General features: G+C 60.4%; 14 protein-coding genes. 7 read left to right on the top strand and 7 right to left on the bottom strand.

The features are described from left to right. Positions 1 to 8: 8 nt before the first annotated feature. The 3 genes from DKY63_RS10795 to DKY63_RS10805 all read right to left on the bottom strand — a co-directional run bounded on the left by DKY63_RS10795 (position 9) and on the right by DKY63_RS10805 (position 3,751). Positions 9 to 1,034, bottom strand: coding sequence for a histone deacetylase family protein (locus tag DKY63_RS10795; RefSeq protein WP_110964080.1), 1,026 nt, complete (start codon positions 1,032 to 1,034; stop codon positions 9 to 11). 153 nt (positions 1,035 to 1,187) lie between these two features. After that, positions 1,188 to 2,417, bottom strand: a complete 1,230-nt coding sequence (locus tag DKY63_RS10800) for a Zn-dependent hydrolase (RefSeq protein WP_110964081.1) — start codon at positions 2,415 to 2,417, stop codon at positions 1,188 to 1,190. A 23-nt stretch (positions 2,418 to 2,440) separates the two neighbouring features. Then, positions 2,441 to 3,751, bottom strand: coding sequence for an MFS transporter (locus DKY63_RS10805; protein ID WP_110964082.1), 1,311 nt, complete (start codon positions 3,749 to 3,751; stop codon positions 2,441 to 2,443). A 239-nt stretch (positions 3,752 to 3,990) separates the two neighbouring features. Between DKY63_RS10805 and DKY63_RS10810 the strand changes: the two genes are divergently transcribed. Genes DKY63_RS10810 through DKY63_RS10820 form a run of 3 tightly spaced genes read left to right on the top strand, consistent with a single transcriptional unit; the run spans position 3,991 to position 7,172 of the window. Then, positions 3,991 to 4,440, top strand: a complete 450-nt coding sequence (locus DKY63_RS10810; protein ID WP_110964083.1) for a MarR family winged helix-turn-helix transcriptional regulator — start codon at positions 3,991 to 3,993, stop codon at positions 4,438 to 4,440. Positions 4,441 to 4,447: 7 nt separating this feature from the next. Then, positions 4,448 to 5,641 carry an HlyD family secretion protein gene (locus tag DKY63_RS10815; protein ID WP_110964084.1) on the top strand — a complete coding sequence of 398 codons (1,194 nt, stop codon included), beginning with the start codon at positions 4,448 to 4,450 and terminating at the stop codon, positions 5,639 to 5,641. After that, positions 5,634 to 7,172: a DHA2 family efflux MFS transporter permease subunit gene (locus DKY63_RS10820; protein ID WP_110964085.1), complete on the top strand. Its 1,539-nt coding sequence runs from the start codon at positions 5,634 to 5,636 to the stop codon at positions 7,170 to 7,172. The genes DKY63_RS10815 and DKY63_RS10820 overlap by 8 nt, the downstream gene beginning before the upstream one ends. Positions 7,173 to 7,233: 61 nt before the next feature. Here the strand turns inward: DKY63_RS10820 and DKY63_RS10825 are convergent, their stop codons facing one another. Then, complete coding sequence (locus DKY63_RS10825; protein ID WP_110964086.1) at positions 7,234 to 8,148, bottom strand: LysR family transcriptional regulator; 915 nt, start codon at positions 8,146 to 8,148, stop codon at positions 7,234 to 7,236. A 121-nt stretch (positions 8,149 to 8,269) separates the two neighbouring features. Between DKY63_RS10825 and DKY63_RS10830 the strand changes: the two genes are divergently transcribed. Beyond that, positions 8,270 to 9,022: an SDR family NAD(P)-dependent oxidoreductase gene (locus DKY63_RS10830; RefSeq protein ID WP_110964087.1), complete on the top strand. Its 753-nt coding sequence runs from the start codon at positions 8,270 to 8,272 to the stop codon at positions 9,020 to 9,022. Positions 9,023 to 9,086: 64 nt separating this feature from the next. Here the strand turns inward: DKY63_RS10830 and DKY63_RS10835 are convergent, their stop codons facing one another. From DKY63_RS10835 to DKY63_RS10845, 3 genes are all read right to left on the bottom strand, one after another. Continuing rightward, positions 9,087 to 9,275, bottom strand: coding sequence for a PLD nuclease N-terminal domain-containing protein (locus DKY63_RS10835; protein ID WP_110964088.1), 189 nt, complete (start codon positions 9,273 to 9,275; stop codon positions 9,087 to 9,089). A gap of 231 nt (positions 9,276 to 9,506) precedes the next feature. After that, on the bottom strand, positions 9,507 to 10,085 hold the full coding sequence (locus tag DKY63_RS10840) for a YSC84-related protein (RefSeq protein ID WP_110964089.1): 579 nt from the start codon (positions 10,083 to 10,085) through the stop codon (positions 9,507 to 9,509). Positions 10,086 to 10,507: 422 nt separating this feature from the next. Next, positions 10,508 to 11,440, bottom strand: coding sequence for a helix-turn-helix transcriptional regulator (locus DKY63_RS10845; protein WP_110964090.1), 933 nt, complete (start codon positions 11,438 to 11,440; stop codon positions 10,508 to 10,510). Positions 11,441 to 12,035: 595 nt separating this feature from the next. Here DKY63_RS10845 and DKY63_RS10850 point away from each other — a divergent pair. The 3 genes from DKY63_RS10850 (at position 12,036) to DKY63_RS10860 (ending at position 14,985) form a co-directional block, all read left to right on the top strand. Continuing rightward, positions 12,036 to 13,385: an MFS transporter gene (locus tag DKY63_RS10850; protein WP_110964091.1), complete on the top strand. Its 1,350-nt coding sequence runs from the start codon at positions 12,036 to 12,038 to the stop codon at positions 13,383 to 13,385. 99 nt (positions 13,386 to 13,484) lie between these two features. After that, positions 13,485 to 14,177: a fumarylacetoacetate hydrolase family protein gene (locus tag DKY63_RS10855; RefSeq protein ID WP_110964092.1), complete on the top strand. Its 693-nt coding sequence runs from the start codon at positions 13,485 to 13,487 to the stop codon at positions 14,175 to 14,177. A 43-nt stretch (positions 14,178 to 14,220) separates the two neighbouring features. Then, complete coding sequence (locus DKY63_RS10860) at positions 14,221 to 14,985, top strand: SDR family oxidoreductase (protein WP_110964093.1); 765 nt, start codon at positions 14,221 to 14,223, stop codon at positions 14,983 to 14,985. Positions 14,986 to 15,018: the final 33 nt, after the last annotated feature.

The following is a 15,018-nucleotide window of genomic DNA, read 5'->3' on the forward strand; positions in this document are numbered from 1 at the left end:
CATCGAAATCAGCGCTGCCACACCTCGGGATTCACAAAAAACGCCCGCGCATTGTCCTCCAGGCTCTCCAGGTGATACCCGCCCTCCTGCACGATCAGGCACGGCAAGCCGAGGCTGCGGATCCGCTCGCCGAGCGTGGCGAAGCCTTCGCGGGTCACCGCCACCTTGCTCTGCGGGTCCAGTTCATAAATGTCGAAACCCAGGGACAGCACCAGCACCTCGGCGCCGAAGTCGGTCACGGCCTGCAAGGCAATATCCAGTTGCCCGAGGAAATCCGCCTCGCTGGCTCCATGGGCCATCGGCAGGTTGAGGTTGAAGCCCTCGCCCGCGCCGACGCCGCGCTCATCGTTGAAGCCGGCGACCCCCGGATAGAAGTTGGTCGGATCGCCGTGCACCGAGACGTAGAGCACGTCATCGCGGTCGTAGAAAATTTCCTGGATGCCCTGGCCGTGGTGCATGTCGGTGTCCAGCACCGCCACCTTGGCGAATTTGTCGCGCAGCACCTGCGCCGCCACCGCCGCGTTGTTCACATAGCAGAAGCCCCCCGCCGCTTCGGCCCGGGCGTGGTGACCCGGTGGGCGGCACAGGGCATAGGCGGCGGGTTCGCCATCCAATAAAGCCTTGGCGCCGGCGATTGCGCTCTGCGCCGACCAATAGGCCGAACGCCAGGTCTGTTCGCCTACCGGGCAGCTGCCGTCGGCAAGATAGCGCGCGGCCTGGGCGAGGATGCCGCGCAGGGCGTTGGGTTCGCGCACGAAGATGTTCGACATCACCTCGTCGCCCCAGTCTTCGGGGATTTCTTTCCAGCGCTGGTGGGCTTCCTGCAGGAAGGCCAGGTAGGGGCCGCCGTGAACGGCCAGCAGCGGATCGAGCCCGGCATCGGCGGGTTGCTCTACGGTGAAGCCCAAGGAATGGGACGCTTGCACCAGGCGTTGTGCGCGTTCCGGCACTTCCTGGGGGGTGCGCATCTGGCCGCGGGAGTAGTAGCTGCGTGGGTGATGGAGCAATTGTTCGGGGTGGAAAAAACTGCGCATGGGGGGAGTACCTGTCAGTTAACTTCGATCTCAAAACAGAGCGCTATTCCCCTGTAGGAGCGAGCCTGCTCGCGAAAGCGGCGTGTCAAACACTATTGATGTCGACTGACACGGCCTCATCGCGAGCAGGCTCGCTCCTACAGGGGGGAGTGGTTACTCAACTCTTGAGGCGCGGGCCAGTACGGCGTTGAGCAGCACATCGGTGCCCTGGCGCACGTCTTCGGGCAGCACGTCTTCGGCTTCGTTATGGCTCAGGCCGCCCACACAGGGGATGAACACCATGGCCGTCGGGCAGTACCGCGCCAGGAGGATCGCGTCATGCCCGGCGCCGCTGACGATCGATTGTTGAGCGTAGCCGAGCCCGTCCACCGCCTGCTGCACCGCCGCCACACATTCAGGATCGAACGGTGTGGCCGGGCTGATCCAGTGCGGGGTGATGGTCAGGTTCAAGCCGCGACCATCGGCAATCGCCTGCAGTCGCGCACGCACCTGTTCTTCCATGGCCGCGATGGCGTCGTCGCGGTGATGGCGCAGGTCGACGGTGAAGTTCACCAGCCCCGGAATGGTGTTGCGCGAGGACTTGTTGATGCTCAGTTCGCCCACGGTGGTCAGACCTTCGGGGGCGAAATCCGCCGCCAGGCCTTCGATGGCCTGGATCATCCGCGCCACGCCATACAGGGCATCCTTGCGCAGCGGCATCGGCGTGGTACCGGCGTGGGCGGCCATGCCCTCGACCCGCACGTCGAGCCAGCGGATCGCCTGGCCGCCGCTGACCACGCCGATGCTCTTGGCGTTGTCTTCCAGGATCGGCCCCTGTTCGATGTGCGCCTCGAAATAGGCATCCACCGCGCCGCCCAGCGGACGCTCGCCGGCATAACCGGTGCGCTGCAATTCGTCGGCGACACTGATGCCGTTCACATCCCGCACCGCCAGCGCCGCGTCCAGATCCATGATCCCGGTGAACACCGCCGAGCCGAACATCGCCGGGGTGAAGCGCGCGCCTTCTTCGTTGGTCCACACCGCCACTTCCAGCGGCTTGCGGGTCTGGATGCCCAGGTCGTTGAGGCAGCGCACCACTTCCAGGCCGGCGAGCACACCGTAAACGCCATCGAAGCGTCCGCCTTCGGGCTGGGTGTCGAGGTGGCTGCCCATCATCACCGGCGCGGCGTCCGGATCGGTGCCGGCGCGGCGGGCGAACAGGTTGCCGATGGCATCCACGCTCAGGGTCATGCCGGCTTCGCGGCACCAGTGGGCAAACAGTTCACGACCGGCCTTGTCTTCATCGCTGAGGGCCAGGCGGCAGCTGCCACCACGAGCGGTGGCGCCGATTTCGGCCATGGCCATCAGGCTCGCCCAGAGGCGTTCGCCATTAATCTTCAACATGGGTTTCTCCAGGAAATTGCGGTTCAGGCACGGGCCAGTTCGACGCGTTCGGCGTTGGCATGGCGACGGGCAAGGGACAGGACGCAGACAAGTGAGGTCGCGGCGATCAGGCTGTAGAACACCGCCATCGGCCACCACTGCCCGGCGAATTTATGCGCGAGCATCGTGCCGATCAGCGGTGTCAAACCACCGGCCACCGCGCCGCAAATCTGATACGCCAGGGAGATCGCGGTGTAGCGCACCCGGGTCTCGAACATGCCGCTGACGTAGCCGGCGATCACCGCATAGAACGACGCCATGCACACCACCGCCAGGGCAATGCCGAGGATGATCAGCGGCGCCTGGGCCGAGCTCACCAGCACGAACATCGGGTACGGCGAAGCCATGGCCAGCAGTGACACCAGGCACAGGAAACGGGTCGCGCCGATTTTCTCGGCGATCCACGCCGCCAGCGGCTGGATGCAGAACTGGATGATGGCAACGAAGAACAGGCATTCGAGGATCAGCGAACGCGGCAGTGCCAGTTGCTGGGTGGTGTAGGCGATCATGAAGGTGTTGGTGAAATAGACGCCGGCGATGCCCAGGGTGTTGGCGCCGATGCACAGCAGCAACGGACGCCATGCAGTGCGCAACACTTCCATGACCGGCGCCTGTTCCTTGCGCAGCTTTTTGCTGGCCTGCTCGCGGCTGGCGAGAAATTCCGGCGACTCATTGACCCCCAGGCGAATTGCCAGGCCCACCAGCAACAACAGGGAACTGGCGAGAAACGGCAAGCGCCAGCCCCAGCTCATCAGGTCTTCTTCCGGCAAACGGGTAACGGCGCTGAAGGCCAGCAGCGACAGGATCAAACCGGCCGGGCTGCCCAGTTGCGCGAACGAGGCGAAGAAATTGCGTCGGCCTTTCGGCGCGTGCTCGCCGGCCATCAACACCGCCCCGCCCCACTCGCCACCGACGGCGATGCCCTGGACGACGCGCAGCAGGATCAACAGCACCGGGGCCACGACGCCGATTTGCGCGTAGGTCGGCAGCAAACCGATGCAGACGGTGACCACGCCCATCATCAGCAGCGTGATGATCAATGACTTCTTGCGCCCGATGCGGTCGCCGATGTGGCCGAAGACAATCCCGCCCAGTGGTCGCGCAAAAAAGCCCACGGCGAAGGTGCCGAACGCGGCCATGGTGCTGAACAGCGGATCGTCGGAGGGAAAGAACAGCGCACCGAACACCAGCGCGGCGGCGGTGGCGTAGATGTAAAAGTCGTACCACTCGATCATCGTGCCGATAAAGGCAGCGGCTGCCGCACGGCGCGGCTGGGACGAAGCTTGAGGCTTCATGGGTCGGGCTCCTTGAATTGTTTTTCTGGCAGGAGAGAAACGGAAAATCCGGGCGCTCTGGCGGCGCCGGTCTGGGGAGGATTTTTCGGCCCGAGGCCATGATTAGTCAATTTTCTATTTGTTATTCAGAGTATTAGGAGGATTTATAATCAAGTCTTTCAGAATATTTCCAGATTTAGATAGCTCACTAATCACAAGCTAAACTATCATGAGCTAACTATCCGGCAATTGGCTCTGACATGACTGACACATTGACCCTGGGCTTTGCCCTGCACGACAGCGCCCGGCTGATGCGTAAACGCTTCGAACAACGGGCGCGGCATGTGGGCCTGACCCGCTCGCAGTGGCAGGTGCTGGCGATGCTCTCGAACCATGAAGGCATCCATCAAAAAGGCCTCGCGGATTTGCTGGAGCTGGAGTCGATCACCCTCGTGCGCCTGCTGGACAAGATGGCCGAGCGCGGGCTGGTGGAGCGCCGTCGTCATCCCACGGATCGGCGCCTGTCGCTGCTGTTTTTGACGGAGCAGGCCCACCCGCTGTTGCAGCTCATGCGTGAGATGGGCAAGGCCACCCGGCTGGAAGCCACGGATGGATTTTCTGAAGAAGAGCAGCAACTGCTGCTGCAGATGATGAAGCGGATGAGGTCCAACCTGATCCAGGCGTGCAACCTTCCCGTCGACGAGGAGTAACGTCGTCATGACTGATCAACGTCTCAAGTCTCCTGCCCCGGTGAAGCCGGCGGCGCCAAGACTGGAAACCCCTGCCTCGACCGAGCCCCGTCAACCCGACCTCGCGCAGACCGGCAACGGGCAAAGCCCTGCATCCCCTGCCCGCCCGAAACGCCAGCAACTGCGCATGGCACTCTTTGCCTTGCTGCCCATCGCGCTGCTGGTCGGCGGTTACCTGTATGTCACCGGCGGACAAATCATTTCCACCGACAATGCCTACATCCAGGCCGATCACGTGGGCGTTTCGACCGACGTTTCGGGCCTGGTCGCGACCGTCGATGTCAAAGACAATCAGCGCGTCAGCAAAGGTCAGGTGCTGTTCACCCTCAAGCCCGAGCCTTTCCGGATTGCGTTGGCCAGTGCCCAGGCGCAGCTGGGCAACGTGCGCAATCAGATCCTCAACCTCAAGGCCAATTACAGTCAGGCGCTGGCGGAGATCGATCAGGCGCAGATCGATCTGGCGTACTACCAGACCGGTTTCCAGCGCCAGCAAACCCTGCTCAGCGTTTCGGCGGTGTCGAAAACCAATTACGACGACGCCAAGCACGCACTGGACAGCACCCGGCAAAAAATCGCCGTGGCCAAGGCCACCGCGCAAATGGTTCTGGCGCAGCTGGGTGGGAACATCGACACCCCGGTCGAACGGCAGTCTGCCTATCTGCAGGCCCAGGCCGCCGTCGACGAAGCACAACGCAACCTCGACAACTCCGTGGTCCGGGCCTCGTTCGACGGGATCGTGACCAACGTCGACTCGCTGCAGGTCGGCTCCTACCTGCAACCGCCACAGTCGGGTATCAGCCTGGTGTCGGACGATCACCTGTGGGTTGCCGCATCGCCCAAGGAAACCGAGTTGACTCACCTGCTGCCCGGTCAACCGGTGAAGATCAGCGTCGACACTTACCCCGGTGTCGAGTGGCACGGCACCGTCGAGAGCATCAGCCCGGCCTCGGGTTCGAGTTTCTCGCTGCTGCCGGCGCAAAACACCACGGGCAACTGGGTCAAGGTGGTGCAACGGATCCCCGTGCGCATCAGCATCGACGATGCCCATGACAAACCGCCGCTGCGCACCGGCATGAGTGTGCAAACGCAGATCGATACCGGCGCGGCCCGTGGCCTGCCGTTCTCGGGGTTGCTGGCCGGCAAGACCACCGCCCATGAGTAACGAGCCGGCGACAGAATCGGTGGCGCATCGCGGGATGATCACCGCCTGCGTGGTGCTGGCGGTGATCATGCAAGCGCTCGACACCACCATCGCCAACGTCGCCCTGCCCTACATGCAGGGCAGCATCTCGGCCAGCTCGGACCAGATCAACTGGGTTCTGACGTCGTACATTGTCGCCGCCGCCGTCATGACCCCACCCTCGGCTTTCCTGGCCCGGCGCTTCGGGCGCAAGCGCGTGTTGATCTGGGCCATTATCGGCTTCGTCGTCTCCTCGATGCTGTGCGGTTTGGCGCAGTCGCTGGAAGAAATCATCCTCGCCCGCTTGCTACAAGGCCTTGCGGGCGCTGCCCTGGTGCCGTTGTCCCAGGGCATCCTGCTGGATATCTACAGCCTCAAGGAGCGCGGCTCGGCCATGGCGCTGTTCGGGGTGTCGGTCATGGTCGGTCCGGTGCTGGGCCCGATGCTCGGCGGCTGGCTGACCGAGAATTTCAGCTGGCGCTGGGTGTTCTTCATCAACCTGCCCATTGGCCTGCTGGCGCTGGCCGGGATCATCTACTACGTCAGTGAAACCACGACTGACACCCAGTCGCGCCTTGACTGGCTGGGCTTTGGCTCACTGAGCGTGGGCATCATGGCCCTGCAATTGTTCCTCGACCGCGGCGAGCAACTGGGCTGGTTCGCCTCCGGTGAAATCCTCATCGAAGCCATCGTCGCCGGTGCCGCGCTGTATGTGTTTTTGGTCCACACCTTCACCAGCGACGCCCCCTTCATCAGCCCCAAACTGTTCAAGGATCGAAACTTTTCGATCAGCGTGATCTTCATTTTCATCGTCGGCATCACCTACCTGGCCTCGCTGGCCTTGATGACCCCTTACCTGCAAACCCTGATGGGCTATCCGGTGCTCACCGCCGGCATGGTCATGGGCCCGCGCGGGCTGGGAACGATGTTGACCATGTTCCTTGCCGGGCGATTGCTGGGCAAAGTCGATACCCGTCTGTTGCTGCTGACGGGCCTGGGATTGTCGGCGCTGTCGATGTGGCTGATGACCGGCTGGACACCGGATGTGTCGATGCAAACCGTCATCTATGCCGGCTTCATTCAAGGCACCAGCCTGGGCCTGCTGTTCGTGCCCCTGACCACCGTGGCCTTCGCCACCCTGCCCGCCTCCCTGCGCGCCGAAGGCACCGGGCTTTACAGCCTCTCGCGCAACGTCGGCTCCAGCGTCGGCATTTCCATCGTGACGGTGCTGCTGACCCAGAACATCCAGGCCAACCATGAGCAGATCGGCGCGTACATCACCCCCTTCAACCGGGCCTTCGAGGCCTGGCCGATCAAGAGCTACCTGGACCCGATGCTCGCCTCCGGGCGCGCAACGCTCGACGCGATGGTCACGGTGCAGGCGAGCTGGATCGCCTACATCGATGACTTCAAGCTGTTGATGGTGCTGTCACTGGCGGTCATGCCGCTGTTGCTGATCATCAAGCCGCCGAAGATGCAGGCCAGTGAAGAGCCTGCGCCGGTCATGGAGTAGTTCGAAGGCAGCAGGGCTGGTCTGTTCGTACGAAAGCTGCTGCCTTTTTCGAATCACCTCGTCATGACCATCGCCATTGCGGTTCTGCCAGGTGCCTGACGAAGAAATCAGACAGCGCCTTGATCTTCACGGGACGCGTGCGGGCCGACGGGGTCACGAAATAAAGCCCGCCACGCATCATGTGCCACTGCGGCAACAAGGCGACCAGCCGCCCATCCGCCAAGTATTCGCTGGCAATGAACTCGGGAAGTTCGGCAATGGCCACCCCATCCAGCAAGGCCGGTAACAGGGCGTCTGCGTTGGTCACCCGCAGCGGGCCGTTGGGGACGACGTCTTCTTCAGTGCCGTCGTCATGGGTAAAGCGCCAGACCTGGCTGCGTGACCGATACGCATAGCTGAGGCAACGGCGGGCTGCCAGCTCACGAGGATGGCTGGGATGTCCGTGCTCCTCCAGGTAGCCAGGGGAAGCCACAAGGTATTGGGTGACCGCGCATATCCGCCGAGCCACCAGCGACGAGTCGGGCAATACCGCGATCCGCAAGGCCGCGTCGAAGCCCTCTGCAATGAGGTCGACCGAGGCATCGGACAGGTGAAGGTCTATCGACAACTCGGGATACTGACGCATCAATTGCGGCATCAGCGGCGCGACCCAACGCAGGCCGAAAGACATCGGCACCGCCAGGCGCACCTGGCCCCGGGGCTCTACGGATAACTCCTGGGCTTCGCTCTCCACCTCTTCGGCTTGCCGATAAATCTCACCCGCCTTGGCGACCATGCTCGCGCCAAACTCGGTCAGCGCCAGTTGCCGGGAGGTGCGGTTGAACAATCGGCCGCCCAAGCGCTCTTCGAGTCGAGCGACGGCACGCGACACGGTGGGCACAGAGACCCCCATGACCCGCGCAGCCGCCGCGAACGAACCTTCTTCTGCAACCTTGGCAAACATCGCCAACCCTTCGAAATCCGGAAGTCTGCTCATTTCATTTCTGCAACGATTTATTGCAGACAATTCTATTTTGAAAACAATCGGCCGTCGATAAGCTTCTCCCACACCGCAACTCAACCACTGGCAACACTTCAATCAAAACTGGAGAAACATCATGGCTAACAAACTCGAAGGCAAAATCGCACTGGTCACCGGCGGTACCACTGGCATCGGCCTGGCCACCGCCAAACGCTTCGCCGAGGAAGGTGCTCACGTCTATATCACTGGCCGGCGCCAGGCTGAACTCGACGCGGCCGTAGCAACCGTCGGCAACGCCACCGGCGTTCGGGTCGACTCCACCAAGCTTGACCAGCTGGACGCGCTGTACAGCCAGATCGGTGCTGCCCACGGTCGCATCGACGTGCTCTTCGCCAACGCCGGTGGCGGCTCAATGGTCCCGCTGGGCGAAATCAGCGAACAGCACTACGACGACACCTTCGACCGCAACGTCAAAGGCGTTCTGTTCACCGTACAAAAAGCTCTGCCGCTGTTGGCTAAAAAGGCTTCAGTAATCCTCACCGGTTCCACCGCCGGCAGTGCAGGCACCGCGGCGTTCAGTGTCTATGCCGCGTCCAAGGCCGCCGTGCGTTCCTTTGCTCGTAACTGGATTCTCGATCTGAAGGATCGTCAGGTGCGGATCAACACCATCAGCCCCGGCGCAACCCGCACCCCGGGCCTGGTCGATCTGGCCGGCCCGGATGCCGCCCAGCAACAAGGGTTGCTGGACTACCTGGCCTCGCTCATCCCCATGGGCCGCGTCGGCGAAGCCGAGGAAATCGCCAGCGCCGCATTGTTCCTGGCATCGGATGACGCCAGCTTCGTCAACGGCATCGAACTGTTTGTCGATGGTGGTCAGCAGCAGGTCTGAGGGGTCATGTGGGCGGCGTCTTGTGCCGCCCACCTACCCGGCGAGGAGGATATCGATGGGGTTACTAACGAGCGTTACTGCGTGGGCCGGCCAGTGCCCAGATAATCAGGCCGACTACCGGGAGAAATGCGACCAGCGCCACCCATAGAACTTTCTTCACGGTTTCTGCATTGCTTTTCACCACATTGATGATCGCCCAGATGTCCAGAGCAAAAATGACGAAGGCGATAACGTCGTACAAGATCGAACCCATGGAAACACTCCAGCCTGATGAGGTTGCCTCTCAGGATAGCTGCTCCCCTGATACAAAGCGCACCGCAAACAGCATCGGCCTTGCGGTCAGGTGCGCAGGTGATTGGAGTCAGAACGGCAAGACAAGCCACGCAGATAAATGAATCGCCCCGTGTTTCGTGATCATGTGACCGGCAGCTTTGGGTCGCCAGCTATCGCTCGAGCCTCCAGCTGAAGCGACCAGCCGACGGGCTCAACGATCGAGCCTGGTAATTTTTGAACCCTGTAGCCCCAGCCCGGCCATCAAGCCCTTTTGATCAAAGATGAACGCATAAACATCAGACTGTGCCGTTGAAGTAGTCAGCGACTTGGCCACGCCTGAATCTACGACCACGATGCTTGGGCCCACGCCGACCTCGAAGCCATTAACACTTTTCAGATCGTTCATCGCTGAATAGGTCATGAAGAACATCACGTAGCCAAATTTCTGCGCGCCCGCCTGAAGACCGTATGAGGCGGCAGTGGTCGAGAAGTATCCCGTGACTTTGCCGTTCTCGATCAATTCGCCTTCGCCATGATGTGCGCCGACGATGAGACCCGCTTTCAGCACTTCCGGGAAAACGAGGATACCCTTGGCTTTTTGCGCCAGGACACGCGCTTGCGGCGTACTGCTATATAAACTCTTTAACGCCGCCTTTGCGTCCTGATCCATCTGAGCGTTTGCAGCCTTCGCAGCCTTCGCACTAGAGGCGGAAGTCGATTGATCCGTTTGGCACCCCGCAACGATCGCGAAGATAGAAACGAATGCCATTATTTGAAGGTGTTTGATCATGAGGAATGCTCTTTCTCTGCCCCGTCGCTGATGAACCTGCGTGACGACAGCCGTTGCTGATTAACGCCTGACAGGTCCGGCCCTTATTGCGTCGTGCTTACAAACAACTGGACTGTAGCCCTGCCAGGCGTTTGGTCAAATACGATGCGATGAACGCTTCGGATCGGCCCGGCAACCCCCAATGGATCGCAATGGTTTCAGATAGCTTGCGCCCTCTCTACGGCATCGTGCCAACGGAACACAATCCACCTATCGCAGCAGTGATGCGCTGGTACATCACTGCTAATCTTCGCGCCACGTTCGCCAGACATTAAGGGATGGAGGCGAAAATAGAAGCCCCGGAGCCGCGAACCTTCGGGGCTTTGCTTTTTCTGCGTGGTGCTGCGCTCCTCTCATGGTCGAGGATCCGCGATGGCTATCGATCACGTATTGGAGGGTGATTGTGGCGTGTCGGGATTGAGTTGCTGGCGCCTGAACTGTCCGGGTGGCTGGCCGTGTATCTGCCGAAAACGTCGGGAGAAGTAAGCTTCGTCAGCAAAACCACACAACCTTGCCACCTCTCCCACGGGTCGTGTTCCATTGAGCAAGTAATTGCGCGCCGCGTGCATCCTGCGTTCGAGCACCAGTTCGGTGAAGGTCTTGCCGATTTCCTTGCGCAACCAGTGCGTCAGATACGTCGGAGACAGGTAAGTCGCAGCAGCCACTTTTATCAGGCTCAGATCCGGGTCGGCGATATTTTTGCGCAAGTATTCGGACATGCGACCCAACGCGTCGCGTCGGCTGACTTCGGCGGCATTCTCCTCGGCCAACCGCTTGAGCGGCTCGGCATGCAAGGCACAGACGCTGCCCACCAACTGCAACAACAAGCCTTTGAGCATCTCGCGGGTGCCAAACTGGCGGTTCTCATCAAGAGCCCGCATCTGTTCAATCAAGGCACAAACCTTGGCGAAGTCCTCATCGCCCAGAATGAAATCCAGATGCTCCTGAAAGCGAAACGGTGACAGCTCCGGCGCCAACAAAATCGAGACCTCTTCCAGATCCATCGGGTCGCATTGCAAATGCGGAAGCAGAAAGGTCTGGGAAAAATTGATCACCATGAAATTGCTCTGCGCCGGATGCGGAATCACATGCACCCGATGCGGCAGGATGAAGGCCAGGGTATTGCGTGGAAACGGACGCACGACATTGCCGATGTGCTGCACAGTATCGCCACCGAGGTTGACCTGGATCTGGAAATATTCGTGGCGATGCGGACTGGTTTCGGCGCTGCGTCCCGTTTTGTCGCGGATGTAAAAGTCTGTCAGTTCGCTGCGTTGCTGCATGACATAGGTGGGTACTCGATTGGGTGACGACATCTCCCGGGGATCCTCGGCAGGCACATGGGTAGGTGGTCGCGCACCACGAAGCTGCAAGCGACATCGATGATTTTGAAGGCACAACCGACAGATTTACAAGATGTCATACGATGACTAGAGTCTGAGCAGAAACCAAGTGGATCCCGGTCAGAGAGATCACCTGTCCAAAAAGCGTATCGCACACAAACAAAATTTTTCTATTTAAAACAATGCATTGGAAATTAAGCGAAGGAAAAAACGAGGATTTTTGAGATTCATTTTTTTTGGACAGGTTTATCAAACGCGGTGTCCATCGGAAAAAATGATCTAACACCAGGATTGATTTTGCATAGTTGTACGACCACTGTGACTACCAATGCAGCCAACCTCTATCAAAAACAATCAAAGGTGCGCACGTCATGAATCTGAATCTCTCCTTGTTGCCCCCCGACCCAAGCGACTTCTCCCCCACGCCCCCTGCAAGACGTATTTGAACGTCTGATATCGGCCACCTGCGCCTCCCATTTCAGTAGCGAATGCTTGCTCCGACATCGAGAGCAACGGCTTCGGCTGCTCGAAAACATCTCGACTCTACTAACAATAACGAGGTCTATTCATGTCGAATGCCCATACCTCCCAGACCACCGCAACGTCGACGATTGCCGGCGCGCGGGATGCCGTTTTACCTCAACGACTGCCATCACGCCGGCGCTGGTTCATGCTGTCACTGTTGCTGATAGCGACGATCATCAACTACATCGACCGGGTCAACATTTCGATTGCGGCACCGTTCCTGGCCAAGGACCTGGGCCTGGACAAAATCGAAATGGGCCTGATTTTTTCCGCCTTTGCCTGGACTTACGCGCTCGCTTTGGTGCCGGCAGGATTCATTGCCGACCGCTTCGGCTCCCGGTTCACCTATGGGGTGTCACTGATCAGTTGGTCGACCGTCACCGTGTGCCAAGGCTTGGCCACGGGGTTCGCTTCACTGTTCGGGCTACGCCTGGCCGTCGGTGCAATGGAAGCGCCGGCGTTTCCGGCCAACAGCCGTGCGGTGACCGTGTGGTTCCCTGCGCGCGAACGGGGCTTGGCCAGCAGCATCTACGTCTGCGGCCAGTATTTGGGAACTGCACTGTTTACCGGCGCGCTCCTATGGCTGGCCACCACCTATGACTGGCGCCATGTTTTCTACAGCACCGGAGCACTCGGCATTGTTTTCGGCGTGGTATGGCTGTGCGTGTACCGCGATCCGCTCAACTGCAAGAAAGTCAGCAAGGAGGAACTGAAGTACATCGAAGCCGGCGGTGGACTGGTCAAGAGCAGCCAGGAACGCACACGCTTCAACTGGCGGCAAATCGCCGAGCTGTTCAGTTATCGGCAAATCTGGGCGATCTGCATCGGCAAGTTCGCCAGCACTTCGGCACTGTATTTCTTTCTCACCTGGTTCCCTACCTATCTGATCGAGGAGCGTCACCTGACCATGATCAAGGCCGGGATCTTTGCCGTGCTGCCATTCGTGGGTGCGACGGTCGGCATTTTGCTCGCCGGCATCATCTCCGACTTGCTGATACGCCGGGGCTATTCAATGTCCTTCGCTCGCAAGTTGCCGCTGGTCGTCGGATCGATGTTGGGGATGTCGATCGTCCTTGTGAATTTCACCGATTCGAATGAGATCTGCATTGCCGTGCTGAGCATTGCCTTCTTTGCCCAGGGTATCGCCTCGTCCTCGTGGGCGGCGGTGTCAGAAGTGGCGCCCAAGGAACTGATTGGACTGACCGGCGGGATTACCAGCCTGGCAGCCAACATTGGCGGCATCGTTACGCCGATTGTGATTGGCGCGATCGTTCACACGACGGGCTCGTTTGCCTGGGCCTTCTGGTTCATTGGCGGCGTGGCTCTGATTGGCACCCTGTCCTATTCACTGCTGCTGGGTCGCTTGTACCGCATCGAACTCAAGACGCGCTGAATCAAGAAAACCGTATTTCTCCAACACGAGGCGGCTTTCGTCCAACTCCAACAAAGATTGCCGCCGTAGGCTGACGCTTCAATCAGGACTATCACCAGGATGAACATGACCGAGTACGTCTTTACCCCGGACCTGCCTGTAACCCTACCGGTTGCCGGAAGCCAGCAACGCTTTCCCGTCGGCCGCGTGTTTTGCGTCGGTCGCAATTACCCCTGGCCAGACACACAAGGCCAGTCCCGCCAGCCGCCAGTGTTCTTCATGAAACCGGCCAGTAGCGTGGTCGATGCCATCGGCGAAGTGGCGTTCCCGCCGATGACCGAAGAGTTCGTCCACGAAATCGAATTGGTCGTGGCTATCGGTGAAGGCGGAGCCAACATTCCCGAGAGCCAGGCGTTGGCCTATGTCTGGGGCTATGCAACCGGTCTTGACCTGACTCGACGCGATGTCCAGCGCGAGGCCAAGAGCAATGGTTTGCCGTGGGAAGGCGCCAAGGTGTTCGACGGCGCCGCACCGATGACCGCCATCGTCCCGATCACCCGTGCAGGGCATCCCGATGGCGAGTTGTGGCTGAACGTCAACGGCCAGGAGCGCCAGCGCGCCAGCCTCGACAGCCAGATCTGGTCGGTGAGCGAAATCATCAGCCGAATCTCCCAGTCGGTTCCACTCAGAGCCGGAGATCTGATCATGACCGGTAGCCCGGCAGGTGTCGGCCTGCTTCAACCTGGCGACTTGATCAACGCCGGAATCGACGGCATCGGCCAACTTGAAATGCGCGTCAGTCAGCGACCTTGAGCCTGCCACACACCCTGACGATTTGAGAAAAGGAGATAACAACATGTCCAACACCCATCCCTTGAAAGTGGCCCTGGTGACAGGCGCCGGTAGCGGAATCGGTCGCGCCGTGGCGCTCGGCCTGATGGCTGACGGGTACACGCTGGTATTGGCCGGGCGCCGTCCGGAACCCTTGCAGGCATTGGTCGATCTGGCAGCCACTGAAGGCCGCGAGGCGTTGGCGGTACCTACCGATGTACGCGACCCGGCCAGTGTCGATGCATTGTTTGCAACCATCGCCGAGGTGTACGGCCGCCTGGATGTCGTGTTCAACAACGCGGGGGTCAATGCCCCTGCCGTACCGCTGGATGAACTGACATTCGAGCAGTGGCGAAACGTGATCGACACCAACCTCAACGGCGTATTCCTCTGCGCTCGTGGTGCTTTCGGCCTGATGCGCCGACAACAGCCACAGGGCGGTCGCATCATCAACAACGGTTCGATTTCGGCCCATACCCCAAGGCCCTTCAGCAGCGCCTACACCGCCAGCAAACATGCGGTGCTGGGGCTGACCAAATCCCTGGCCCTGGACGGGCGAGAGTTCAACATTGCCTGCAGTCAGATCGACATCGGCAACGCCCTGACCGAAATGTCGGTACGCATGACCAAAGGCGTACGCCAGGCCAATGGCACCATCGCGGTCGAGCCGATGGTGGACGTCAAACATGTGGCCGATGCCGTGCGTTACATCGCCGGTCTGCCGCTGTCGGCCAACGTCCTGAACATGACCGTCATGGCCACCGCCATGCCTTTTGCCGGTCGCGGTTGAGCCGGCCTTTTTATCCAGTTACGCGAGGTTTAT

Source organism: Pseudomonas putida (assembly GCF_003228315.1).
GTDB classification, from domain to species: Bacteria; Pseudomonadota; Gammaproteobacteria; order Pseudomonadales; family Pseudomonadaceae; genus Aquipseudomonas; species Aquipseudomonas putida_S.

Bases quoted from the DNA above. Each gene is read 5' to 3' on its own strand.
- DKY63_RS10850 (WP_110964091.1), top strand. From the start codon at position 12,036: ATGTCGAATGCCCATACCTCCCAGACCACCGCAACGTCGACGATTGCC.
- DKY63_RS10800 (WP_110964081.1), bottom strand. From the start codon at position 2,417: ATGTTGAAGATTAATGGCGAACGCCTCTGGGCGAGCCTGATGGCCATG.
- DKY63_RS10845 (WP_110964090.1), bottom strand. From the start codon at position 11,440: ATGTCGTCACCCAATCGAGTACCCACCTATGTCATGCAGCAACGCAGC.
- DKY63_RS10795 (WP_110964080.1), bottom strand. From the start codon at position 1,034: ATGCGCAGTTTTTTCCACCCCGAACAATTGCTCCATCACCCACGCAGC.
- DKY63_RS10830 (WP_110964087.1), top strand. From the start codon at position 8,270: ATGGCTAACAAACTCGAAGGCAAAATCGCACTGGTCACCGGCGGTACC.
- DKY63_RS10810 (WP_110964083.1), top strand. From the start codon at position 3,991: ATGACTGACACATTGACCCTGGGCTTTGCCCTGCACGACAGCGCCCGG.
- DKY63_RS10805 (WP_110964082.1), bottom strand. From the start codon at position 3,751: ATGAAGCCTCAAGCTTCGTCCCAGCCGCGCCGTGCGGCAGCCGCTGCC.
- DKY63_RS10825 (WP_110964086.1), bottom strand. From the start codon at position 8,148: ATGAGCAGACTTCCGGATTTCGAAGGGTTGGCGATGTTTGCCAAGGTT.
- DKY63_RS10815 (WP_110964084.1), top strand. From the start codon at position 4,448: ATGACTGATCAACGTCTCAAGTCTCCTGCCCCGGTGAAGCCGGCGGCG.
- DKY63_RS10840 (WP_110964089.1), bottom strand. From the start codon at position 10,085: ATGATCAAACACCTTCAAATAATGGCATTCGTTTCTATCTTCGCGATC.
- DKY63_RS10860 (WP_110964093.1), top strand. From the start codon at position 14,221: ATGTCCAACACCCATCCCTTGAAAGTGGCCCTGGTGACAGGCGCCGGT.
- DKY63_RS10855 (WP_110964092.1), top strand. From the start codon at position 13,485: ATGAACATGACCGAGTACGTCTTTACCCCGGACCTGCCTGTAACCCTA.
- DKY63_RS10835 (WP_110964088.1), bottom strand. From the start codon at position 9,275: ATGGGTTCGATCTTGTACGACGTTATCGCCTTCGTCATTTTTGCTCTG.
- DKY63_RS10820 (WP_110964085.1), top strand. From the start codon at position 5,634: ATGAGTAACGAGCCGGCGACAGAATCGGTGGCGCATCGCGGGATGATC.